This window comes from Rhizobium sp. CC-YZS058 (genome assembly GCF_034720595.1).
Lineage (GTDB): Bacteria > Pseudomonadota > Alphaproteobacteria > Rhizobiales > Rhizobiaceae > Ferranicluibacter.
In genome coordinates this window covers 3,758,929-3,782,380 of record NZ_JAYESJ010000001.1, presented here as the reverse complement: position 1 = coordinate 3,782,380, position 23,452 = coordinate 3,758,929, and the positions used below count along the sequence as shown (strand labels likewise).

Annotated in this window: 17 protein-coding genes and 1 pseudogene; 12 read left to right on the top strand and 6 right to left on the bottom strand. The window is 59.9% G+C overall.

The window, feature by feature from the left end; genetic code table 11:
* Nucleotides 1-85: 85 nt before the first annotated feature.
* Nucleotides 86-1,132, bottom strand: coding sequence for a substrate-binding domain-containing protein (locus tag U8330_RS18075; protein ID WP_323106626.1), 1,047 nt, complete (start codon nt 1,130-1,132; stop codon nt 86-88).
* 498 nt (nt 1,133-1,630) lie between these two features.
* Between U8330_RS18075 and U8330_RS18070 the strand changes: the two genes are divergently transcribed.
* The 5 genes and pseudogenes from U8330_RS18070 to U8330_RS18055 all read left to right on the top strand — a co-directional run bounded on the left by U8330_RS18070 (nt 1,631) and on the right by U8330_RS18055 (nt 6,829).
* On the top strand, nt 1,631-2,248 hold the full coding sequence (locus U8330_RS18070; RefSeq protein ID WP_323106625.1) for a cysteine hydrolase: 618 nt from the start codon (nt 1,631-1,633) through the stop codon (nt 2,246-2,248).
* Nucleotides 2,249-2,352: 104 nt separating this feature from the next.
* Complete coding sequence (locus tag U8330_RS18065; protein ID WP_323106624.1) at nt 2,353-3,924, top strand: amidase; 1,572 nt, start codon at nt 2,353-2,355, stop codon at nt 3,922-3,924.
* 745 nt (nt 3,925-4,669) lie between these two features.
* Nucleotides 4,670-5,074, top strand: a pseudogene (locus tag U8330_RS22440) (hypothetical protein); the annotation flags it as partial.
* A gap of 250 nt (nt 5,075-5,324) precedes the next feature.
* The gene (locus tag U8330_RS18060; RefSeq protein WP_323106622.1) at nt 5,325-5,597 is read left to right on the top strand and encodes a helix-turn-helix transcriptional regulator; all 273 of its coding nucleotides are present in this window, start codon (nt 5,325-5,327) and stop codon (nt 5,595-5,597) included.
* Complete coding sequence (locus tag U8330_RS18055; protein ID WP_323106621.1) at nt 5,594-6,829, top strand: type II toxin-antitoxin system HipA family toxin; 1,236 nt, start codon at nt 5,594-5,596, stop codon at nt 6,827-6,829. Before U8330_RS18060 ends, U8330_RS18055 begins: the two co-directional genes overlap by 4 nt.
* Before the next feature lie 283 nt (nt 6,830-7,112).
* On the opposite strand, the gene U8330_RS18050 is transcribed toward U8330_RS18055, so the two are convergent.
* The 4 genes from U8330_RS18050 to U8330_RS18035 form a co-directional block, all read right to left on the bottom strand.
* Nucleotides 7,113-8,251 (bottom strand): IS3 family transposase gene (locus U8330_RS18050; RefSeq protein ID WP_323103163.1). Its coding sequence is split into 2 segments (ribosomal slippage): nt 7,113-7,993 and nt 7,993-8,251, totalling 1,140 coding nucleotides; the frame shifts between segments, so codons are not numbered across the junction.
* Nucleotides 8,252-8,473: 222 nt separating this feature from the next.
* Entirely contained in the window at nt 8,474-10,291 is a 1,818-nt protein-coding gene (locus U8330_RS18045; RefSeq protein ID WP_323106620.1) for a response regulator receiver domain, read from the bottom strand.
* Entirely contained in the window at nt 10,284-13,247 is a 2,964-nt protein-coding gene (locus tag U8330_RS18040) for an ATP-binding protein (protein WP_323106619.1), read from the bottom strand. Before U8330_RS18040 ends, U8330_RS18045 begins: the two co-directional genes overlap by 8 nt.
* Nucleotides 13,244-14,365 carry a DNA cytosine methyltransferase gene (locus tag U8330_RS18035; protein WP_323106618.1) on the bottom strand — a complete coding sequence of 374 codons (1,122 nt, stop codon included), beginning with the start codon at nt 14,363-14,365 and terminating at the stop codon, nt 13,244-13,246. The genes U8330_RS18040 and U8330_RS18035 overlap by 4 nt, the downstream gene beginning before the upstream one ends.
* 129 nt (nt 14,366-14,494) lie before the next feature.
* On the opposite strand from U8330_RS18035, the gene U8330_RS18030 reads away from it, so the two are divergent.
* Entirely contained in the window at nt 14,495-15,025 is a 531-nt protein-coding gene (locus U8330_RS18030) for a restriction endonuclease (protein ID WP_323106617.1), read from the top strand.
* Nucleotides 15,026-15,060: 35 nt separating this feature from the next.
* Here the strand turns inward: U8330_RS18030 and U8330_RS18025 are convergent, their stop codons facing one another.
* Nucleotides 15,061-15,996, bottom strand: coding sequence for an HNH endonuclease (locus U8330_RS18025; RefSeq protein ID WP_323106616.1), 936 nt, complete (start codon nt 15,994-15,996; stop codon nt 15,061-15,063).
* A 340-nt stretch (nt 15,997-16,336) separates the two neighbouring features.
* On the opposite strand from U8330_RS18025, the gene U8330_RS18020 reads away from it, so the two are divergent.
* The 6 genes from U8330_RS18020 to U8330_RS17995 all read left to right on the top strand — a co-directional run bounded on the left by U8330_RS18020 (nt 16,337) and on the right by U8330_RS17995 (nt 23,341).
* A complete protein-coding gene (locus tag U8330_RS18020; RefSeq protein ID WP_323106615.1) occupies nt 16,337-17,518 on the top strand; it encodes a hypothetical protein in 1,182 nt (393 codons plus the stop codon).
* Nucleotides 17,519-17,850: 332 nt separating this feature from the next.
* On the top strand, nt 17,851-18,975 hold the full coding sequence (locus U8330_RS18015; protein WP_323106614.1) for a hypothetical protein: 1,125 nt from the start codon (nt 17,851-17,853) through the stop codon (nt 18,973-18,975).
* Between the two features lie 207 nt (nt 18,976-19,182).
* Complete coding sequence (locus tag U8330_RS18010; RefSeq protein ID WP_323106613.1) at nt 19,183-19,728, top strand: hypothetical protein; 546 nt, start codon at nt 19,183-19,185, stop codon at nt 19,726-19,728.
* Entirely contained in the window at nt 19,721-21,751 is a 2,031-nt protein-coding gene (locus U8330_RS18005; protein ID WP_323106612.1) for an ATP-binding protein, read from the top strand. The genes U8330_RS18010 and U8330_RS18005 overlap by 8 nt, the downstream gene beginning before the upstream one ends.
* Nucleotides 21,748-22,521, top strand: a complete 774-nt coding sequence (locus U8330_RS18000) for an ATP-dependent Zn protease (protein ID WP_323106611.1) — start codon at nt 21,748-21,750, stop codon at nt 22,519-22,521. Before U8330_RS18005 ends, U8330_RS18000 begins: the two co-directional genes overlap by 4 nt.
* A gap of 442 nt (nt 22,522-22,963) precedes the next feature.
* On the top strand, nt 22,964-23,341 hold the full coding sequence (locus U8330_RS17995) for a hypothetical protein (RefSeq protein ID WP_323106610.1): 378 nt from the start codon (nt 22,964-22,966) through the stop codon (nt 23,339-23,341).
* Nucleotides 23,342-23,452 lie beyond the last annotated feature (111 nt).

Genomic DNA, 23,452 nt, shown 5'->3' with positions numbered 1-23,452 from the left:
ATGAGCTATCTCCTCACCACGGCAGGACAGCTACATCATGTCCTAGGATTTGACAATATCTGCTTGGACAGTAATCCTAATGAGGTCAGCCACGCATCGTGGCGACGACCTTCAGCGTAACGCCTTCGGCGGCGCCGATGTGGACGGCGCTCGACCCGCGGACAGCGCGGTCTTTGATGATGTCCTTGCGGGACGGCCAGACAACGGGGTGCGACAGATGCGCCGCGAGGCTGGGACCGTCATGAGTCCCGAGCTTGCGCGACAGTCCGGCGAGCAGGTGGAGGCCTTCGTAATAGCCGATGCTCGCCGCTGAAACCGGTGGCGTGATCGTTCCGAACGCGTCGTGATACCGCTCCAGAAAGCGATCGTTCGAGCGGGAATGATGGTCGGCGAAATAGCTCGATGCGGTGAAGAGATTGGTCGTCGCATGCGCCCCGATCCCGCAGATCACGGTTTCGTCGATGATCAGCCCGAAACGGAGGATCTTCTCGTCCATGCCGGCCGCCGCAAACGCGCGATTGAACAGCACCGCGCTATGTCCGAGAAGCGCCATGATGACGACCTGCGCCTTGCTGCGCCGGATCGTTTCCAACAGGCCGAAATGGTCCTGCTGATCGACGGGCACCATCGCCTGGCCGATGAAATGTGAGCCTGTCAGCGCCATCAGGGCTTTGGTCGTCTCCAGCGCCATGCGCGGCCAGATATAGTCATTGCCGACAAAAAAGAAGCGCTGCGCTGCCTTCTCCTCCCGCAGCCACCGAATGGCCGGCTCCAGCAATTCGCGGTCGGTATCGCCGGTCGCTACTGTAGACGGGCCGCAGGCGGCGCCTTCATATTGCGGCGTGTAGATATAGGGGATGCGGCTTGAAATCCGGCTGCTCACCGGGTCCCGGATCAGGCTGGCATGGCTGCCGACGATCGCCTCGACCTGCTCGATCTCCATCAGGTCATCGACCGCACGAAAGGCGTCGCGAGTCGACCATCCGCAATCGGCAAAAACGAGTTCCACATCGTCGCCCAAGATGCCGCCGGCATCATTGATCTCTGCCGCAGCGACCACTGCGGCTGCGTCCATCGAAGGTCCCCAGAGGCCCGCTGCGCCGGACCTGTGATGCAGCATCCCAACTTTCATCGTCTCGCCTTTCCGCAGAGGGCGCATATGCGCAGGGGGTCGTCGTCCGGGGGACAGCTCCGCAGGTCGACAGTCGATGATAATTCGAAAGGTCGAAAAGGAGACTATCCCCTTTCGAAAGACGTTTGGTTACGCTCCGCCATCGGCACCACATCGCCACGACCGAGGTCGAGAAGAGGGTGAGTGACCTCGTGGATATTGCCGCCAAAGGACAGTGCAACGGGCCGGAGACACTGTCAAGACGTCTGCGGGGCACTCTGCGGCGTTCAAAGGGGCTTTTGAGCGTTGCAAGTTTTTACTTGCAATTAAAATAGTTTCATATTTGATTAAAAGGCAGGCGCTGCTCGTGCGGCGCCGGTTGGTCCGGCGCCTCTGGCCCGCATCATCTGTTCTCAACTGAAAGGCAGTGCAATGCACAAGGTCTCGATCCCACAACAAGTTATCGATCGCGGGCGCAGCCTGAGGGGAGGGCGCGAGCAAATCTTCGACACACTCAACATGCGGCACGTCGCTCATGTCGTCGTCGATCTTCAGGTCGGCTTCTGCGCCGAGGGCGCGCCGGTCGAGGTACCGTATACGCGGGAGATCTTTCCGGCAGTCAACGCGGTGTCGACGGCCGTTCGCGCCGCAGGCGGCATCAATGTCTTTCTGCGCTACACCTATGACGCGGAGGAAGCCAATCCCTGGACGGTCTGGTTTGAAAACTATACGAGCAAGAGCGAAGCAGCCAGGCTCGCCGCCGCCTTCTCGCGCAATGCCGACAATTGGCAGATCGTCCCCGAGCTCGAAGTCCTGCCAGGCGATCTGACGATCGACAAGACACGGTTCTCGGCGTTTATTCCTGGTACATGCACCATGGATGCGGAGTTGAAGGCGCGGGGCATCGACACGCTGATCATCACCGGCACTCTGACGAATTGCTGCTGCGAGAGCACCGCACGCGACGCGCTGCAGATGGGCTACAACGTGATCTTCCTCACCGATGCCAATGCGACGCTGTCCGACGAGGAGCACAATGCGACCTTGCTGAGCATGGCGGCGATCTTCGCCGACGTGATGGACAGCCACGCCTTGCTCCGCCTGATCGACAGGTCGACCACCTTCAAGGCCGCCTGATCCAGCCAAGACGGCGCTGTCGGCACTCCGGAATCCTCAGACATGAAGATCGGCCTATCGAACCGCCGCGTTCGAAAGTGGGCTGCAACAGAAAGGTTCGTGAAATGGACATGATGGTTCATGCAACGTCCGCCGTGGGGATCGATGTGGTGGAGATGACGCTCGACGAGGCTGCGCGTGGCCTGGCGGACGGGCGATTTACATCCGAAGCTCTGACCAAGGCCCATCTCGACCGTATCGCCGCTTATGAGCCCTGCTACAATGCCTTCACCTTCATGAACCCCGATGCGCTGAGCGAGGCAAGGGCGATCGATAAGCGTCGGAGCGCCGGCGATCCTCTCGGCCTCTTCGCCGGCGTCCCGGTGGTGATCAAGGAGGCAATGGACTTCGCAGGCCTTCCTTCGACGGCTGGCTGGGCGGGTTTGTCGAGCGCGGCCGGCGGCATCGACCTTGTTCCCGAACGCGACGCGCCTGTCGTAGCTCGCTTGAAGGAGGCCGGCGCTATTATTCTCGGCAAAACCAATATCCCCGCCTTTAGCCATGACGGCGCGCGCGCAAACACGAGCTGGAAAGGCCCGACCTACAATGCCGTCGATCGCGCGATTGCGCCGGGGGCCAGTTCGAGCGGGACCGCAACGGCGATTGCCGCCAGCTTCGCGCTGGTCGGACTGGCCGAGGAGACCGGCGGTTCCATCCAAAATCCCGCCGCCGCGCAAAGCCTGGTGAGCGTCAAGCCGACCTTCGCGCTTGTCCCTAATACGGGCGTCGCGCCGCTTGCAGGCTCCACCCGCGACGTTGTCGGCCCCCATGCCCGCACCGTGCGCGACGCCGCGCTCCTGCTCGACATCATCGCCGGCTACACGATCGAAGATCCGAAGACGGTTGCCGCCATCGGCCATGTTCCGGAGGAGGGCTACACCTCCCTTCTGGCAGAGGATGCGCTCGCCGGCAGGCGGCTCGGCCTTTATGGAACGGGCTGGCGCGAAGCGCCGCTCAGTGAGGAAGCCGCAGCCCTCTACGCGGCGGCGATCGCCGAGATCAAGACGCTCGGTGCCGTTCTCGTCGATGATCCGTTCAAGGAAACGGCCTTCGCTGATCTGGCGATGAAGAATGTCGAGTTCGACTCTCGAGGCATGGAGAGCATCGTCTACGATTTCGACAATTTCCTGAAACGACTTGGGCCCTCGGCGGCTGCGACCTCGTTCCGTCAGCTAGCGTCGATGTTAATGATCGACCCTTTCGCCGAGGAGACGCTGCTCGGCGCCCATGGGCAGACGCCGCTGATCGCACAATCGCTCAAAGCACCCGAAACACCGCCGGACATGCGGGCGTTCGCTAAGCTCCGCGAGAGCTATCTCACCATTTTCAATCGCGTTCTCGACGAGAACGCGCTCGACGCGCTGGTCTTTCCGCAGAGCTCCCACCCTTTGCCAGGCGTTTTCGACGAGGCGACCTTCCCGGCGACGACCGTTTCGGAAATTAACATCGCCGGCCTCCCTGGCGTCACCGTTCCGGCCGGCCGCTACGCCAACGGCGCCCCCTTCAGCCTTATCTTCGTCGGCCGGATGTGGACGGAGGCTTCCCTGCTTGCCTTCGCCTATGCCTATGAGCAGGCCACACGGCATCGCATCATTCCGGACCTCGAGCACACGGCGGTCATTCAGTCAAGAACGTAGTTAGAGCTGAACAGCATTGCAGTTTCGGTTTTAATCGAAGCATCCAGGCTGGATCATAGAGAATCTCGTACCATCGGAAAGGTCCAAAACCGATGCGTGGCTCTGTCGCCAGCTGTTATGTGCCATGTCTACAAGGATGTTATTGGTCTTCGCTCGTCCATGATCTTCTAACGACGGCGTCGCAGATCATTACAAAGTAGGCCTAGAAGGCGAACAGGCAACTGCAGGCGATACTAGGCTTGTACTAAGTTACTCGATGACATGGCCAAATGCGAGGCTCACTTCCGGTGGCCTGAAGCGTTCGATCAATAAGGGCAGCGACGGCGCTTCGAACGCGTCGCGTCGCGTCCAGATCGACCCAGATTTTTATTGGGTTGACGACGCAGCGATAGTCAGAGACTGCGTCGCACGTAAGACCCAGGATTTCCTTCGACGCATCCCGGCCTCGATCGAAGGAGTGATGACCACCTCGATCGGCTGATCTTCTCATTGTCGCTGGCATCCAGGAGGCGATGCTCATGATCGCCTCCCAGCGACGCCTACGCTGGTTACAGGCTGCAGTACGCCGAACCGGCTTCGCCATGTTCTGTCCCAGCGACCAAGCTTGCATTGCGGAAAGCGAATTCGATGATCGGTTCAGTATGGCCGACTCACAGCCCGTAGTTGTCAGGCAATAGAACGAAAGCGCTTGTTGCAGAGCGACGAGACGTCTTGAGGCTATCTAGTTAGAAACAAAACGGGTCGCGAAAGGCCGCATGAGGCTCTGGCGATGAAGGTGCCGAACGACGTCTAGACGGCGTCGCCGCGTCGGTATGAAGGGCTGCCGAGATCGAATACCCGTTCCATGATCGCGACGCTCTTGTCACCAGCTGCGGCGGCATCTGCATACATCGCAAGAAAATCAACATCTCAACTGTTTGTTGTGGCCGGCCAGAAACTGGGAGTAAAAGAAGTCGACGACGGCATTTAGCTCGTCAGCTTCTTGCGCTACGATCTGGGCTATATCGACCTGCAACAGAGAACGTTGCAAACCATCCACAACCCGTTCGGCACGAGGTTGTTACCTATGTCTCAGGTACGAAGTGTCATCTATGTATCCCGGTCGGGCAGATACAACCTGGCGGAGAGGGGGGGACTCTCCGCCAGATAGGCCCGCGATACCTGAGAAAGCTGGACTTTCCCTAACCTGCCGCTCTCATTGGCGAAATTGCGATACCCGCAGGTGTACCACACGCGATACCACGGGCTCAAGGACCGCCAATCTCCGACGCCTTTCCACGCGCAAAAACTTCCCGATCGGTGTGATCCTGAGCGTAGCTCACAAGGCTTCCCGCTCGGTAAGAACTGCATTGATTGGCAAAAAATCTTCCTGTACGGTAAGCCACCACGGGAGATGTTCCATGCTCAAGTCCGCGCGCGACTTCGGCGCCGCGATCCGCGAGAAGCGAAAGGCGCTCGGCTGGACACAGACCGAGCTTGCGGCGCGCTCCGGCACAGGTGAGCGCTTCATTGTGGAGCTTGAGTCCGGAAAGCCGAGTTGTCAGCTTGAGAAGTCACTGATCGTGGCGCGCAGCGTTGGACTGGAGATCGGTGACCTCAAGGCTGCCCAGTCCGTCACGGACGCCCCGGAAGACGACCTTGGGTTCCTGCCCACCTTCGGAGACGGCCGATGACGACCATCTATTACGAAGGCTTTCCGGTCGCGCGTCTGACCTTCGATGGCGCGTGGCGGCTGGAGTATGAACCGAGTTGGGAAGCTCGACGCTCAGCTTTCCCGCTTTCGTTGACAATGCCTTTGCGGTCCGGTCCGGTGGCCGCCGACAGGTTGCTGCCCTGGCTCGCCAATCTGCTTCCGGAAACCCACCTCGCCGAAATCGGGCAGCGTCTTAAAGTCTCGCCTCAGGACATCGTCGGTCTCCTCGCCCATATCGGGCGCGACACGGCCGGCGCCCTGTCGATCGGTCAGCCCCGTCGACCAGGTGTCAATCTTCAGCCCGTGCCGGATGCCGCGGCGCTGGAGCGCATTCTCAATGAGCTTCCGGCAAAGCCCTTCCTGGTCGGGGAGCGCGGGGTCTCGATGTCTCTCGCGGGCGTCCAGGAGAAGCTGCCGGTCTTCGTCAGCGAGAACGACGCGATATCCATCCCTGTTGATGGGACACCCTCCACCCACATTCTAAAGCCGGATACCAATCGGCTGGCAGGCAGCGTCGAGAATGAAGCCTTCTGTCTCGCTCTTGCGCGCGCCTGCGGTCTTGAGGCTGCTGAGGCGACCATCGGTGTGGCTGGTCGCCGCCGCTATCTTCTGGTGAAGCGCTATGACCGCTTCACCGATCCGCAAGGCGAAATTCGCCGGCTTCACCAGGAAGATCTTTGCCAGCTCACCGGACATTTCCCGTCTCACAAATACGAGCGCTCCTCGACCGGGCGCGGCGTGACCCTGAAAATGATGTTCCAAGCCGCCAGCGACCTGGCTTCGCCTGCAGAGCGCATGACATTCCTCAATGCGGTCATCCTCAATGTGCTCATTTGCAACTCGGATTCGCACGCGAAGAACTACTCGATCCTGATCGGTGCGGGTGGGTCCGCGAAGATGGCGCCGCTCTATGACCTGATGTGCGCTGCCGTCTATCCCAACGTCGACCAAAGCCTGCCTCAGGCAATCGCAGGCCGGATCAGCGCTGCGGATCTGCAGAAAGCCGACTGGCAGGCACTTGCCGCCGACATCGGATTAAGCGGGGCATCGACGCTCAGGCGCGTTGCTGAGTTGGCTGAGCTTGTAGCCACGCGATGCGAGGATGTGGCTTCGCAAATTACTGCCCTTGCTGGCGATCCGGCTCGGGTTCTGGAGAAGGTCACGCATCAGATCCAGAAGCGGTGCCGGCGCATTCGGCAGCAGGTTCGCTGAACGTCGGAGCGGAAATTATTTCCGCTTGTCGGTGCGCTTTAATCGACTGTTTTATAATGACATTCAGCTTCGGTGTGATTCTTGCCCTACACTTAGGTAGATTGCAGATCCCGTCCTAAGGTAGCATCCGCGCATGTCTTTCCATCGCTCCCTGGCGATCTCCGCCATCCGGCACTTCATCTTGAAGAACTAAAAATCTACCATATCAACCAAGGAGCGCATAGAGGTGGTTCGGTTTGTCTGAACAGTTTCGGGCGTTTTGCTAAGTGGATTTCCGCCTCGATTATGCCGCCACCATCATCGGTGCCAGCGCGTTAAAGTAGGCCTGATCCGGCGTCTGCCGGCCAAGGGATGAATGTGGGCGTCTGGTGTTGTAGAAGTTCAGATATCGGCCGATGCCAGCGCGTGCCTCGGACACAGTCTTGTAGGCATGGAGGTAGACTTCCTCGTATTTGATCGAACGCCAGAGCCGCTCGACGAAGACATTGTCTCGCCAGGCACCCTTGCCATCCATCGAGACGGCGATCTGCGACCTCTTCAGCACGGCGGTGAAGTCGATGGAGGTGAACTGCGATCCCTGGTCGGTATTGAAGATTTCCGGCTTGCCATGACGGGCAAGTGCCTCCTCCACCGCCTCGATGCAGAAGGCTGCTTCCATCGTGATCGACAAGCGCCATGACAAGACCTTCCGGCTGAACCAGTCCACGACGGCGCACAGATAGACAAATCCCCGCGCCATGGGGATGTAGGTCAGGTCCATTGCCCAGACCTGATTGGGCCGGGTGACTGCCAGCTTTCGTAGGAGGTAGGGATAAATCTTGTGCCCTGGCGCCGGTTTCGAGGTGTTCGGGCGGCGGTAGATCGCCTCGATGCCCATCTTCTTCATCAGCGTGGCGACGTGTAGTCGCCCGGTCTCCAGACCTTCTCCTCTCAAGAGCCCCTGCAACATCCGACTTCCGGCAAAGGGGTAGTCGAGATGCAGTTCGTCAATCCGGCGCATAAGGGCCAGATCGCCGTCAGACACCGGACGTGGAGAATAGTAGACGCTGCCACGGCTGAAGCCGAGAAGCTTCGCCTGGCGCACGACGGATAGCTTGTGCTCGCGGTCGATCATTTCTTTCCGCCCAGCAATCCCGCCTTGCCGAGCGCACCGGATAAAAAATCGTTCTCCAGTGTCAGTTCGCCGATTTTCGCGTGCAGCGTTTTGACATCGATGGTCGGACCCGACGGCTCCGCCTTCGTTTCATCGCCGAACACACCCGTCGCCCCCTCAAGGAGCTGGTCTTTCCATTGCTTGATCTGGTTGGCGTGCACATCGAACTGCTGGGACAACTCCACCAGCGTCTGCTCACCTCGGATGGCGGCAAGTGCCACCTTCGCCTTGAAAGCCGGGCTATGGTTCCGGCGCAGTCGTCTCGTCATGGTCTCTCCTGTTCCCGGCATCTAAGCCGAAGTCAGGCAGAAACTCCACTCATCCCCGATGTGCAGATTTCCCGAGCCAGCTCTCATAGCGCGGATGACGGCGAAGCTGCAGAGACTGGCAGTCGCTCCCCTCGGCTACTGCAGAAATCGATGCACAGGCTTCCATCTGCCTCGCGCTACGAAGCGGCATTTCGTCTCTGCTTGAAGGTTCGTCGGCGAACATCATTCAGTTGGTGCAGAGAAGTCGAGACCGATCCTAGTGAACTCGACACCCAACTTCTGAATCAAATTCAAAGCGTACTCATATCTCAACTGGCCAAACAGTCGGGCTTTTATCTGTACGACCTGCATCTTCTGGCCCTTGCCGGAAAGGTAGCTGAGGTTAAGCTCGGCAGTCCGGTCTTCCCCAATCTCGAACTTGCCGTAATCCGCGGCCATGAAGAGTCGCCACACGGGCGAACCGAACTCGCCGCCCCTCGGATAGACAGTATACGTCTTGATAGCATCTCCCTCTTTGAGGAAGATCAACGTGTTTGAGTTCACTTCGGAGCCAGAATACGTCGCTTTCTCGGTGAGCCGGACCGCCACAAACGGCTTTACGGATGCTGCACTAGAATCCCTAACGGCGACTGAGGTCTTTTGCATCGGCACCAAGTCGCATGATGGCGATAGGCATACCCACATCTCCTGATCAGTCCTGAAAATGTGTCCAGGATGAAGGTGCCAGCCTGAGAGCTGCTTGGTCGATATATGCGCATTGTAATGCGAACGCGCTTTATCGCGCTCCGCCTTTACCGAAGTATTGATGGCGTAGTGCCTGGAGAAACCTGCGGTCTTTGGATTAGCCTCGCTTGGATCCGTTTCAAGCACTTTTAAACCGAACTCGACCGCCTTCTTGCCGATCAGATCGAGAAGGCGTTCGGTGTGGCGCGCAGTATGGCTCTCAAGCAAAGTCTTACGACGATTCTTTCGCGCAAGTGGCGAGGCATCCAAGGGCGCGCCGCGCAGTTCTTGGTAGTATTGCCAATAGGCATGCTTGTCGCTCAGAGCACTGTCCTCGGCGCCGGCGCCCTGCTTGCTAATCTCCGCACGAATGCGGGAGGACATAAGTCTTGATGGAGACGGACGCCAATCCTCTATCGCAGCCTGGAGGATCTTCAGCAGCTCGGTGTTCTTCTTGTCGGCAAAGGCAATGAAGCCGCCGTTGGTGCGAATCCATGCCTTACGACGGTTCCCTGGAACACTCCACCGTAAATCCCTTGGGGATGCTTCGTGGGAAGCTACCTTCTTGTTATGTAATGACATCCCCCAATCCATCACTCTGAGGCGGTCATTGACGTTCCAACCGGCTTCGTCGGCGATGGCACGATACCTCGCCAACTCCACAGAAGACTTCAGGAACTCGACTGGCTTGCCTCCATTCAGCACATGACGCTGGAGCGCGATATAAGCGGTCGCGCTCAGGGCGTTCTCCAAATCCTCGAGAACGTTAACAAAACGCTCGTTCCCGCTGTCCTCCAACGCTCCGATCAATTCTTGGCCCTCTTCCGCCCTGGCATCCGAGATGCTCAATGGCGTTAGAAGCGACATCAAGACGGTGTTGAACGGATCGACCAGATCGCCGATCGCGGTGTGGATCATCACTAGATTGAAGTGATTGTTCTTGAGCAGATCGGCAATAATCTCCGTCGCACGGATGCCATGCGGCTCGTTTTTCTCAAGCTGATAGTCAAGCACCAGAAGGTCCGACTGGTGCAGATAGCTGCCGATCTCCTCGTTGTGCCGGCCGTCATGGATGTCCACCGTCAGCGCTGGCGACATCTTTCGGAATTGTGTCACCACCTTCAGGATCTTGCTCTTGGGCGCCCACCGGTTCCTGTCGGAGGCATCGTAGCCTTCATCACTGAAAATTTGCTCCCATGTGGGATACTGGTCGTCGATGATAAGTACCGACCTAATTGGGTCTATAAACGCCTGCTTGACCAGATCCGAAAACGTAGCCTTGGGTTCCCCCGCTGGCGCCCCTGCCAACTCAGTCATCGATGTTCGCCCCCCGGAACCTCATTGCGAAGTTCGCGCCAGACAGGATCTTCCTGTCCTCGTCTTGTACGTAACGGATCGTGTGTCCTGCGGCGGCGAGATTGGCCTGGGATAAATAAAGGCCCACACCGCGCCCGCCCTCGATTTTCCTGGTGAAGAACAAAGAGAACAGCCTTCTGAGGTCTATCTCGTCTACGCCGGGACCATTGTCGGCTACGATCACCTCGCCATCGCGGACATCGAGCATAATCTCTGGATCCTCAACGCGTCCGTTAATCAGCCAATAGATGCTGTTGTTTACGAGATTCACGAAGACCGGCAGCAATCGTGAGGGCTGATCGAAAACACTGAAGCGTCGGAATGCAGGGGTAGCAACGAATGCAATGCCGCTGGCCGCAATCATCCGACCGAAGAACTGTGATACGTATTGGTAGATGTAGTCGCCGCTAAGGTCGCGGGGCTGCGGGCGCCCAGCCATGCGCAATGGGCCCAGGAAATCGAGTATCTGCTTGAGACCGGCGTAACCGGTAGCCAACTGTTCGAGGTCTTTATCCTCGCCAAGCTTCTTCCTGAGTCTTTGGATACCGTCGTCGATAAGTGCGTCATGGGAATGGAGCTCATGGTCGAGGAACTCCACGGTTATGCCCAGTTGCGCCAGCCCGTTCAGTCGATCGACGGTGCTGCGCAGCTCGCTGGTTTCGTCGCCTCCCAAGATGGCGATCGCCTGTATATCGATGCTGTCCTTGAGGTTCTCCAGCGCAAGGATGTAGTTCTGGAACAGCAGCTCGTTCTCGCCATCGATCCTATGCTTGGCCTCGAGGACAGCTCTGGATGCCGCAGTCAAAGACAACCTACCAGTAGCGGTTTGTTCGACCAGCGGCATGGTTTCCTCGCGCAGGAGCTTGTTGCGCTCCGCGACAAGATCGCCGATTCGAATGCGTTCTGCGTCCTGCAGCACCCTTATCTCTTTCGACCAGCGGGTCACACGCGACGTGAGCTGGCCCTCGTTACGCTGGATCTGCTTGAGCACGATCTCTTCGGGCGACGGCGGATGTATTCGTTCGACAGCGCTTGCGATGCTGGTTGAGAAATCTGCGACCATCTGGTTCAGGTCGGCCATCGCCCGACGATACGTCCTGTATTCGTCCTCAAGGGTACCGAGCGGGGAGGGCGCGCCTGGCAAGCGCAGTTCGGCTACACTCGCCTGAGCCGCTTCAAGACGTTCCTGGGCGAGAGGGATGTCGTCTGCGAACTCGATCCGGGTTGCGGCAATATCCGCCCGCAGCCGTTCCGATACAGATGGGAGGCTGTTTGTCCGAGCCCTAAGATTCTTTCGAAATTCCTTTCGCTGCTTCTGGCGTAGCTTTGCCTGCGCCTCCTTGGCCTTAAGCTCGGCGAAATTGCGCTGGGTCTCTGCCAGTTCAGCGCCTCGGTCGTCGGCATTTGTGCCGAAGTAGTCGTACGCAGACGATCTGAGGATGTTAATGATCAGGGTCTTGAGGGTTTTGGCCGCCTTGTTGACGATGAAGCCTTCGCGACCTGCTTTGTCCTTAAGATTCGGGTTGTGTTCCCTGCTGATAGCGATGCGCCCGAAGATACGTCGAGCGTTCCAGTACTCACGGCCGGCATGGTTGCTTCGGCGCTTCTCGATCTCGAAGAAGTCATTGTCTTCGCGGCCGTAGGGCAGAACGCGCAGGCCGTTTCGGTATATCATCAGGCCGGCATGGGGAGAGGCGTGCTGTTTGAGGGACTCGAACTCCATTGGTGTGTGGGTGGAGTTCTTCTGCTCTTGCTCAAAGGTCGCGAAATACACGTCGACAGGCCCGAGCGAGGCCCCTGTCCCGCTGGGCAGAACGAAATCCTTTGGCGGTCGGATCTCATAGTCGCTTCCGACTTTACGCCACTTGCCGAAGGACTTGATTTGCCCCCTGAATACGCCTTTCTCGTCGATGCGGCCGTCGACGATGTGCTCCATCCGGTCTGTGAGCGATCTATTGAATTCGGCAGCCGAGCCAATGATCTTGCTCAACTGGCCATTAGAGGAGACGAAGACACCATATTCGAAGTCAGTCTTGGCCGCATTGACCTCAGGTCTGGCGGGATCATAGAGCGGATCTACGAAGCTCCCTAAGGTCGTCTCGAATCGGGCTTTGTCATCCTTCGCCGTCGCCAGGTGACTGTTGCCAGGCAGAAGTGCCGCGAATTCGTCGCTGGCGCCGGAGACCACCATGACGGTGCCCCTGTCGCTCGCTCCAGTCCAAACGCCCCATGGCGCCATATAGTCCGCGGTCAGCTTAAATGAGTTGCAAGACGTCACGATGGAATGGGACGGCGTGGCTTTACCCTCTGCCTGCGCGGCGAGATCATACTCGGCCCAGGCGTCAATCAACCTCGAGGACCGCTCGTCCGCCCGACCTGTGCCAAGAACGTTCTCAAGCAGCGCCTCGGCCATCAGGGGCAGGAATTCCGGGATCTCCGTCGGATGGTCAAACTCGACAACGGGTATCTCAATGTCGGCAAGGATCAAGAACGGATTCTCGAAAAGCCTCCAATCGATTAGGGCACCAGCTATCTTGTGCTGCCTGCGCTTGGTCACCAACAGCATCAATGGACCTAAATGTGCCGATGAAAGCCGGCCGATTCCCTTCTGGCCTTGGCGCGTCCTCGGCTCCAGTCCATCACGATCGTCATCTGTTCGAGCATCCCCAAAAAGCTTGGATTCTGTACCGACGACCAACCAGCGATCTATCAGTTCATCCACGCTCATTCCATGACCGTCGTCGGCGATGGTAACGACCAATGGATCGTCGTCGAAGATGGTCAACGACACCGACCGGGCGTATGCGTCGTAAGAGTTCTTCCACAGCTCCGAGATTGCCGTGGGTACGTCGGCGATCTGCTCCCGTCCGAGGTGATCGACGGTACGCGCCCTGGTTTTGAAGCCAACTGTCCTCATGCCTCAACCAGCTCGCCAATCGGCTTCACCCGAATGTTGGTGTTCTCTTGGTGATCTTGGTGGGCGTGATCGCGAACGAGCAACATCTTTATGTGCTGGATGAGGCACTGCCCGAACGCCACCGGGACGGCATTTCCGATCTGCTTGCCAGCAGCCATCAAACCGCCAGTAAAAATGTAGTCATCTGGAAAAGTCTGAATACGTGCGGCCTGACGGGCCGTGATACCGTGATGCAGGACCGGATGCACGAACCTGCCTTTGGAGGGATTGACGCACGCTGTCGTCATGGTGGGGGCGGGTTTGCTGGGATCGATGCGGCCGTAGACGTCGTGGTGCCCATCGTGGCCGATGTGGCAATCGAGCATTCGTCCAGAATCCTTCCGACTTCCACCTTTCGGTGGCGTTCGTTCGAACGCGGCAGTCAGTTCGAGGCCGTGGTTCATGTGCACGCTATTAACATCATCGTCGGGTAGGTTCTCGAACGCAGTTTCGCACGGTAGCCAAGGCTTCAACCCCGTGGACGTCGCCGTTTCAGGCTCGCAATGGGTTGGTGCTGGCGGCCACTCAAAACCATCCGTAACAACGTCCCTACGAACACCAAGGATGAAGACTCGCTGTCGCCGTTGCGGAATGCCATAGTCCCGCGCATCCAGTTTGTGGGGCTGGTGGACAACGTAGCCACTGTCACGCGCTTGCCTGTAGAACTCATCGAGGTAGTTCTTGTGGCGTGGCCACAGCATGCCGGGCACGTTCTCCATTAAGAACACCTTTGGCCTCAGGCTGCGCACGAAGGTGAAATAGTCATGGATTAACGCATTACGCGGATCATTAACCCCCGCATCGTTGATCCTGTGGGTCGAGAAGCCTTGGCATGGGGGACCGCCCAGTAGCAGATCGCATTCGAACGCTGAGAAATGCTCCCTTGCAAGACTGATCGCGCTAAGCGAGGTGATGTCCTGATTGTAAACTACAACGTCCTTGCTGCGATGTTTCGCGCCGATATTGTTTTTGTAGGTCGTAGCGGCATTCTTATCAAACTCGACCGCGAAGACGATCTCACACCCGGCCTCTACGGCGGCCAGGGAAAATCCGCCAGCGCCAGCGAATAGGTCTACCACTTTAGGTTTCACGCCAGTCAGAATAATTCACCGCCCCGATGTCGTGGCCTAGGGTGCCTACGACGTGATTTCATTACTCCCAAATTATAACTTACAGTCGTAGAAAATAGAATAGGTCTCTGCCTTAACATGCCGACCTATCGCGCTGTGTGTGCGTCCGACGCTGCAGATGCGGTCCTGCAAGCCGCTCTGCTCGATGAACTGCTCCAGCGCATCCTCGCCAACAGTCCAGCCCACTTCGAACAGCTTGTCTTCGATCTCGTCGCAATGGGCTATAGCGGCAGCCACAAGGACGCCGCCGCCCAGCTCGGCCGCTCCGGTGACGGCGGCGTCGACGGCATCGTCAACGAGGACCGCCTCGGCCTCAACCGCATCTATGTCCAGGCGAAGCGCTACGCCCCCGGCAATGCCGTCGGCCGCCCGGATGTGAACGGCTTCGTCGGCAGTCTCGTCGGCCTCGGCGCCACCAAGGGCGTCTTCGTCACAACCTCCACCTTCAGCCAGCCCGCGCGCGACTACGTCAAGCATCTGTCGCAGCGGATCATCCTCATCGACGGCCAGGAACTTGCCGTGCTCATGATCGAACACGACGTCGGCGTCCGCAGCTATTGGATGGTGGAGTTCAAGCGGCTGGACGAAGATTTCTTCAGCGAGGAATAAGGTCAGCTTGCGGTGCGGAAATTATTTCCGCACCATCACCCCTTAAACACGCTCTCGCGGTGATACTGCAGGAACTGTGAATGCGGCCGCTCGTCAGGGCGTGACGGCACGAGCAGGCGCCGCTGCGGGTTGATGAGGCGCGTGATGGTGTCCGGAACGCTGCCACTGGCGATCAGCAGGCTGTAATCGTCATCGACGGATATCAGTCCGCGATCGAACATCCAGTGCACGGTGCCGGAGAGTGCGAGACCGTTGCGGACACTGTCGGGGCCGCGGTCGGCTACGGGGCGGATATGAGCCGCCTGAACCTCCGAGCGGCCGCCGCCGTTGATCAGCTTCAGCCCGGTCACGGCACAGGTATCCTGATAGGCCGCCTTGATCGCCGCGGAGAAGGCCCTGTCCCGGAACGGACGCTGCACGACCTGGGAGATGATCCGGCGGTCGACACTATCGATCTCGTAGGGCATCTGCGGATTGTCCCCAAAGCCGAGGCGCGCTTCTTCGGCTGGATCTGGCGCCCGGCGTTCTCGATCCCGTCGCCCGAGCACATGCGCGAAGCCGGCCGCCAGGATCAGGTCGTATTCCGCATCCGGGATGGTGCGCACGGCGCGCCCGAAGGCCCCCTTGTTCGTCGAGCCATCCTCCTTGCGCAGACCGCTCTCATAATAATGGTCCACCTCCCTGAACGGCACGGCGTGGTCGAAGGGCAGGAAGTCCTCGATCAGCGCATAGAAATGGTCGGCTCTCGCGGGATCCTCAATAATGTCGACGATCCTGGCGGTCGCGAAGTAGGCCTGCTTGCCACCTGTCTTCATGAGGTCGCCGCTTGGCCGTCGTGGCTCGTAGTAGACGATCCAGTCGCCGCGCGCGGCCTCGACCTGGCGCAGATAGGTGCGCGGGAAATGATAGCGCTGCTCGGGCAGATCATCATAGGTCGGATCGATCTTGGTCGTCAAAATGGCCTTCGCCATCAGCGCGCTCTTCCATGCAAACGGGTTGTAGCCGGTCTGTTGTGGCTACCAGGCGCCGCGGGATGTTGAAAGGGGCGGGTGCCTGGTGACAGGCCGGAACGTGCCCCGAATGACACACGCATTAAGTGTGGATTCTACTTTCCTCAACGGAAAGCAAGATTCTGGCGTCGCGGTGGTGGATCGGTCGATTTGGAAGTATTTATAGTATAGTTCAAAGACTGGATCTCGGTTAACAATTATTGCAAAACTTATGGTTGGTAGATTTGCTTGATCGATGCGCGATAATAGTATGCGTAAGGTCGATGAATCTTACGTGCGCTAGCAAACACGGAGACAAACTATGAACACCATCAGAAAAGCAGCCGCATCGGCCCACCGCGCTCGCCCGTTCTATGAGGAGCACGAAATCAGCGATGAGCTGAAGAAGATGCTCGAGGAGGAGGCCAAACTCTTCATCGGCGCCCGGCGCAGATCGACGGAGGATGCCTTCGAAGAAGGGGAGCGATTTGAAAAGATCGCCCAGCTCCTGCCGGAGGGTACCTTGGAGAAATGGGCGCTCGAATGCTGCGGCTACACCGCACGGCACATGCGCACCAAGCGCGCGATCTACCGCAACCTCCAGCCCCATAAGGGGATCCTGGTTGCGCTTGCCGTGGGTCCGACCGTGCTCGGAAAAATGAGTGCGGCCACGCCGGAGCAAGTCGAGGAGATCATCGGCTTTGCCAGCACGCATGATCGGCTGCGGGTTCAGGACGTCACGGCGATTATCGCCCGGTCGACGTCAGACACCGAGGGGACGCCGGCCGTCGATCCTTACGAGGCCGGCGGGCTCGACGGGCTGAAGGCGATCATCGCTATCAAGGTGCGCGATGGGGTGAAGGCGTTCGAGGCGCACATCGAGGAAATCCTCATCCATGTCGCGGAGGCTTTGAAGAAGAAAACCATCGTCAAGAAGACGCTCATCAACCGAAGCGCACTGACGGCACGTCTTGCAAACCAGGAGCTGGGGAGCCTCGCCGAGTTCGTCGCTCCGCACGAAAAAGTAGCCTACGTCATTAACCGGACCCGGTTGCCGTCCGGCTCGCGCTGGGCCGCGGTGAGTGCTTTGCTCTACAAGATGGGCAGCGATACCACGTGGCCTGACAAGGCCGAGCTTCGGTCTTGGCTGGAAACGGAGGTGGTACCGACGCTGACCTGGGCGACGGCGAAGAAGCCCGCTTCGACGGACCAGATTGTGGCCACCTCTGACGTCGCTGTCCCTGCAGCTGAGGCTGTCGTGGCCGAGACATCCGAGGCTTCAGAGCAGGCGGCGTCCGCTGCACGCTCGGTCGAAGACGCGGTAACATTCGTGGCCGCCGCCTTTGGCTTCGACGCCAACGTCGACTTGTCGACTTCTAAGAAGACGGAGGAGGACACGATCCCGACGGTGACCGAGGCGCCGGCCGCGCCGACGAAGAAGCTTCGGCGGCCCACGTTCCTGGATAGCATCACACCCGCCGCGCCACCTGCCGCTGCGGTTTGAGGTTCAGGCCCGGACGACCAAGTTCTGCATGACGATCGAGAGGGCCGCTAGTCGGCCCTTTCTCATGCGCGCCGCAACCAGCGCTCGACAGTCACGACATCAGGATCGGGAGGCTTGTTGGATCGGAACGCGCGATCGGTCCCCTACGCTCGTGAGCCCGCCATTAACCTTGTACCGGCTTCGTTCTCTTTTTGCGGTCCGGGTCCTTGAGCCCGATCTCGGGTCCTGCCAGGTTGAGGGCGTTCCGGATGGCCGGAACAAGACGGCCCACGCCGATGCGCTAACATCGACATGGGCCTGACCGTCAACCTTGTTCAAGAAGGAATCGGGCTATGAGCACGAATACCGTTTCTGTCCCCCATCGGGAAGTTCTCCGTTCTGATGCCAACCGCGCCCAGGATGCCGTGGCAGCGGCCGGCCTCTCCCGCCCGCGCCCGCTCGGCCTCGGCCGCCATGCGCCGTCGACGGCGGCGTCGGTCCATCAGCCCGCGGTGTTGCGCCGTCATCCGCATCTCGTGCGCTTCGCTGACGCCGAGACTGACCTCGATCTGCTGATCGATCGCGCCATCGCCGCCATTGCCGAAGGCGAGCCGACCGAGGATGCGATCCTCGGCCACTACGTCCAAATCGCATCGCTGGTCCGGGCCGTGTCGTTCCGCGAAGGCAAGCTCCTGGAGCAGGCGGTCGAGCGGCTGGCGAAAGCCAATCCCAATGTGCTGGTCCTGACCCAGTCGCTGAAGCTGCCGCTGGTGAAGGCGGCCATGGAGGCCGTCTCCGGCAATGACTGGACCAGCCTCGAAGGCGTGAAGCTCGATTGCGAGGCACCGGCCAAGGGCAGCTATACGCCGGACCTGATCGTGGTGAACCGCGCCCGGCACACCGCCTACATCCTCGACCTCAAGCGCTCGCTTGCGTCCTATGGCGACACGAGCCGGCTCGAGGAGTTGAAGGTCAAGATGATGGCCGCGGCCATGGTCCTGCCGGACTGGCTCTACAAGACGCAGAAGCGCCTGATGGTCGATGCGGTGGAAGTGGCGATCGTCGATGGCGCCAGCCGTCCGAGTGATCATGCCACCGGAGTCTGGGCCCTGTCGGAGATCGACGACCTCCTGGAGATCGATGGTGTCGCGGCCTGCATGGCGGAACTGCGCCGACGGTTCGGTGAGCGGGTCCAGCAGCTTCTCGAAGCGGAGGCGCTGAAGGCACTTGGCCTCGACAGGCTGCCGATGGAGGTTCCAGCAACGGTGACGTCCGAAGTGACGGCACTGACCCGATCGCGGATCAATCTCAATGGCCCGAGCTGGTCCTTCAAGGAAGACCGGGCTGCGCGCGCCTGGGACGATGATGCCGATCACGACGAACCGGGATCCAACGACGCGTCCGACGGAGCCTGCGACGATGACGAGCCTGCGCCCGTCTTCGTGCGCGTGGGCTTTGCCCGACGTCGGTCGCACTGATCGAGCCTCGATCCTAGGCCGACTGCCTCTGATGCCTGCTGCCTGATCGCTTGAACCCCGGATCTGACGTTTGCCGCCATGCGCCGGGCGTCAGCCGCCGGACGTCGGGCGCGATCGCCGCACAGCATCCGGTTCCCAGGCTGCGGCTTCTCCATCCCCCTGTTCTCATGCGCGCTGGACCGATGACGGTTCGGCCAAGGAGCACCCATGTCCTCCGACATCAACCCGAATGCGCCAAATCACATCCGTTGCGAAGCGATCGCGTCGTCCTCGATCGCACAGTCCGTCCCCTGCCATCGAACGCATGGCTCCATCCTGCATTATCCCGGATCCGGCCGCGCCGATCCGCTTCTCGATGATCCCGCAATCCTAATCGGGCTCGCACTTGCCCATGTCCGACATAGAAAGGGTCTCACCGGCACGGTTCCGGACGTCGTCACCTCGCGGCTGCAGGCCCAAACCGATCGTGGCAATCCGGCTTGCCGTCTGGTGCTGTCCTGGTTGGACGGGCGTCGCACTGGCGCGTCAGCATGGATCCTGACTACCAAGGCCACCTCGGACTCGAGCGAGTCATCAGTCTCTGGTGCGCGCAAGACACCAAGGGATCGCATCGTGGAGAGGCTGAGCGCACCTTCGCCTCAAGCAGTGCGACCACATGGGCGCAAGCGGCCGCGCCGGCCTGTTGCCGTCGAGGCGAAGTCAGACGTCGGCCCGGAAACAATTTCCGCAAACGAGGAGATGTTGCATGGATAAGTTGACGCGTCTTCTCGTCCACCGTCTGCGCCAGGACGCCGATCGCCAGACACTGCGCAACGCTTTGCTCAACGGCCTGCTCGAACTCAAGCTGGTGGAATGGGATGGCGCAATCATCAGGCGCTACAGTCCGCTGTTCGATACGAGCCAACTGTCGGGCAATATGGCCCAAGACCTCATTTGGATCCGTCGTCATTTTGCGAGCCTGCTGGTCGAGCCGCCGAAGAGCGTGAACGAGGCCAAGAATGTCTTTGCCGCGGACGTCGGTTCTGTCGACGTCCGTCCGCCCGTGCCAGAGCGCTTCAGACGGCTGCTGGCGCGCAAGCTCGAAGACGCGCGTTGGGCAGTGGCTGATGAGGAGCGCCGTGCTTATGCGATCCGTCTTGTCGCAAATGCAGGTCCGCCGCCGATGTCCGGACATCTGATCGCCGCGGTCGTGTTGGCAAAAGCGCTTATGGCTTCCGGACGATCTTTTGCCGAGCTGGTCGATCTCGCGTCAAGCCGTACGAGCTTCGTGACCGTGCAGTCCGAGGTCACCGGGGTCGAGACGGCTATCGCCCGGCTGTTGACGGCGACGAGGCTGCTTCCGGGTGAGCTGATTTCTTTCATTGCCGGTGGGGCACCGTTCTTCGACGATGACTTGCGCTTCGAGAAGGAAGATCAGCGCCGGCCGGTCTTTCATCTTGAGGGACAACATGTGTCCAGCCTGGTTGGTCATTCGGTGCGGCGGCGCCTCGTTCGAGCGGCAGCGTTCGATCTGCCGGTCCTGATCACGGCGGACGATCCGCATCAGATCCCCGACGACGTCAGGGTGACGGCCGACCTGTGCCTGACGGTCGTCAAGTTCGACAAAGCGCTGATCGCGGCTATCATCGAGATCATCTACGGCGCTTCCGTTCTGGCTGACCTCAACGCTCTCATCGAAAGCCTTCGGCCGCGGTGGCTTAGCATGGACGACCTGATCCTGGCGCTCCGTCCGGGCCGGCAGCCCAGTGAGGCTCTCAGGATCCTCGCTACGCTTGCGGCCGCAAACAGGCAGGATGCGATCGAGAACGGCGCTGTTGACGACGAAGACGGGGACGGTGATGCCGGAACCAGCGCGACCGATGGAGCGCTGGCGCCGGAACAGAGCGCGTCGGCGGCAGCTGCCAGGAAGCAGCCTGGCAACTCGACATCGAAGAAGGATCAAAAGTCCAAGGAGGAGAGGCGGCTGGTTGTCGTTGATCCTGCCCGGCAGACGTCGGGGCGTGGCAAGCGCGAGGTCTCAAGTGGTGCGGAGGTCGTCCAGCCGGAGCCGGTCGAGCCCGGCGACACGCGAAGCGTCGGCGGGCGTCTGCAGGTCGAGACTTTGTCAGGCTACGGAAAGGCGAGGGACTGGGCGCTCGAGCTGAAGGCGGATCTCGTCGACTACCGCTCCGACCGCCTTCCCTGGACTGACATGAGCACGCGGCTCTTGCTCTCCGGGCCGCCTGGAACGGGCAAGACCACGTTCGCCCGCGCCCTTTGTAACAGCCTGCAGATCCCGCTCGTCGTGACGTCGGTCTCGACATGGCTTGAGGGCGGTTACCTCAACGACGTGCTCCGGAAGATGACGCTGACTTTTGCGGAAGCGCGTGACCGTGCGCCGGCCATTCTCTTCGTCGATGAGATCGACGGGATCGGCAAGCGACAGCCCGCCGAACGCGACCACGCCGACTGGTGGAATGCGGTCGTCAACAAAGCGCTCGAATTGCTCGACGGCGCGATGAAGGCAGAAGGCGTCATCGTGGTCGGCGCCACGAACCGCCCCAGCGAGATCGACGAGGCTCTGCGCCGCTCGGGACGCCTCGAAACCCACATCGAGATCCCGCGCCCGGACATTCCGGCGCTCGCCGACATCCTTGCATTCCAACTTGGGCCTGATGTTGAGCATCTGCGTTCCGTTCAGGCAACGGGGGAGCACGCTTCGATCTCGTCGGTCGGTTCTTCGTCGGAAGCAGCAGAAGCGGACGTCGCATGTCATGGGCAGGGAGTGCAGTCATGAGCGCGACGGTGCAGAACCAGGAAACCAACGCCGTCCTCAAGCGGCTGGCTGCCCGCGCGCTCGGCCTGACGGGCGCCGATATCCAAAGGATCGTCAAGGAGGCGAAAGCAGCCGCGCGGCGGCAACGGCGTCCGCTTGCGCTGGCTGATCTTGAAGCCGGGATCCGCCATCATCGACCGCAGCTTTCGCCTGAACGCCTGAGGGCGACGGCCGTACATGAAGCAGGACATCTGCTCGTGCACTACATGCTTGGTCTCGGGCCCATCAAAGGTGTCACGATCGACGACGAGTCCGGTGGTGGCTATGGGTCACTCGCCTTCGACAGGCAGCACGTCATGCGCCGCGATTGGTTCGTGGACATGATGACAATGCTGCTCGCCGGTCGCGCTGCGGAAACCCTTGTCTTTGTCGAACCAGGCACTGGCGCCGGTGGAAGCGATGATAGCGATCTTGCTCGTGCAACCGCGATCGCCTTTGCACTCGAGCGCACGCTTGGCCTCGGCCAAAAACATCCCCTGCTTTATCGCCCGCACCCAAGGCCAGCGGCCGTTCTGGATGCAGATCCTGTCTTGGCAGCACGAGTGCATGGTCATCTCGAACGCGCCGAAGAAAGGGCGGCGCGGTTGATCACAGACAACCGCAAAGGCTTCGACACCCTGGTTGAAGCGCTCATTGAAGCTCAGGCGCTGGATGGGCCCGACGTCGCACGCATTCTCGATCAGGCTGGGGTGATGTCACAGGGACGACTCGTAGAAGCCGGCGTCGAATGAGCCGATTGCCCAGACGGCAGCCGTGCGGATCTCGGCATGATCGGGGTTGAGGTCGCGCACCGGGAGCGGGGTGAACGCCTGCCTCGCGACGAGGAAGAGGTGCCTAGATGGCAGGCTGGATGTTCAGTCCTTAGCGATGATCACCGACCATGAGATCTCTCGAAGTGTGGGCACGTCCTTCTGATGTGCCCGCACATCAAAACAAGTTGCGCTCATTTGATTCCGACCTGACGGCAGCCGATTCTAAAGTCTGCACATCTGATTCATTGGCAAGCGCCGTTTGCAGCTCTGGCCCGGTAACGTGCTTCAATGGATCCTGAAGTGCCCGCACTTTGAGACAAGTTGCGCTCGTTCGATTCAGAACCCGATGCGAGCGATTCAGAATTTGAATATTCCGATTCTAAGGAGGAGGCGGTTGCGTCGCTGGGCGGCCTCACGCAGCATGATGAGTGAAGAACAGATCGGAGGTGGCATGGCGCGACAATCGGATGAACAACGGCTTGCAAAGCAGCGGACGCGGCAGCAGGAAGCGCGGCGTCGAAACCTGGCTGCAAAGCGGCCCGGCCGGGATGACGTCGCGCGAAGTGTGCTCTTCTGGACGATCCGCGTGGCCGCGACCAACGAGAAGCCAGGCATGCTCGACAAGTACAGGGACCGCACCGTGGGGATGCTGGTCGAGCAGGGTTTTGATGAGAGGCTGTGCGAGGAGGTTCTGGATGACCTCATTGCCAAGTACAGGACGGGCGAGCCTCCGTTCCGGCGCAAGGTTCATCTTCTCTTCCCGGACGGGCCGCCGGACGGATCCGAGGCCGAGGGCTGAACCTCGTCAGGCCAAGCGCCCATGCGCTTCTGTGCGCAAGACGCCACATCGTCCTTGGCGCCTCAATGGCATGGTTCCGTTCAAACGCCGTTTGCTTTTTCTGCTACATTG

Bases quoted from the DNA above. Each gene is read 5' to 3' on its own strand.
- U8330_RS18075 (WP_323106626.1), bottom strand. From the start codon at position 1,132: ATGAAAGTTGGGATGCTGCATCACAGGTCCGGCGCAGCGGGCCTCTGG.
- U8330_RS18070 (WP_323106625.1), top strand. From the start codon at position 1,631: ATGCGGCACGTCGCTCATGTCGTCGTCGATCTTCAGGTCGGCTTCTGC.
- U8330_RS18065 (WP_323106624.1), top strand. From the start codon at position 2,353: ATGGACATGATGGTTCATGCAACGTCCGCCGTGGGGATCGATGTGGTG.
- U8330_RS18060 (WP_323106622.1), top strand. From the start codon at position 5,325: ATGCTCAAGTCCGCGCGCGACTTCGGCGCCGCGATCCGCGAGAAGCGA.
- U8330_RS18055 (WP_323106621.1), top strand. From the start codon at position 5,594: ATGACGACCATCTATTACGAAGGCTTTCCGGTCGCGCGTCTGACCTTC.
- U8330_RS18045 (WP_323106620.1), bottom strand. From the start codon at position 10,291: ATGACTGAGTTGGCAGGGGCGCCAGCGGGGGAACCCAAGGCTACGTTT.
- U8330_RS18040 (WP_323106619.1), bottom strand. From the start codon at position 13,247: ATGAGGACAGTTGGCTTCAAAACCAGGGCGCGTACCGTCGATCACCTC.
- U8330_RS18030 (WP_323106617.1), top strand. From the start codon at position 14,495: ATGCCGACCTATCGCGCTGTGTGTGCGTCCGACGCTGCAGATGCGGTC.
- U8330_RS18025 (WP_323106616.1), bottom strand. From the start codon at position 15,996: ATGGCGAAGGCCATTTTGACGACCAAGATCGATCCGACCTATGATGAT.
- U8330_RS18020 (WP_323106615.1), top strand. From the start codon at position 16,337: ATGAACACCATCAGAAAAGCAGCCGCATCGGCCCACCGCGCTCGCCCG.
- U8330_RS18015 (WP_323106614.1), top strand. From the start codon at position 17,851: ATGAGCACGAATACCGTTTCTGTCCCCCATCGGGAAGTTCTCCGTTCT.
- U8330_RS18010 (WP_323106613.1), top strand. From the start codon at position 19,183: ATGTCCTCCGACATCAACCCGAATGCGCCAAATCACATCCGTTGCGAA.
- U8330_RS18005 (WP_323106612.1), top strand. From the start codon at position 19,721: ATGGATAAGTTGACGCGTCTTCTCGTCCACCGTCTGCGCCAGGACGCC.
- U8330_RS18000 (WP_323106611.1), top strand. From the start codon at position 21,748: ATGAGCGCGACGGTGCAGAACCAGGAAACCAACGCCGTCCTCAAGCGG.
- U8330_RS17995 (WP_323106610.1), top strand. From the start codon at position 22,964: ATGATGAGTGAAGAACAGATCGGAGGTGGCATGGCGCGACAATCGGAT.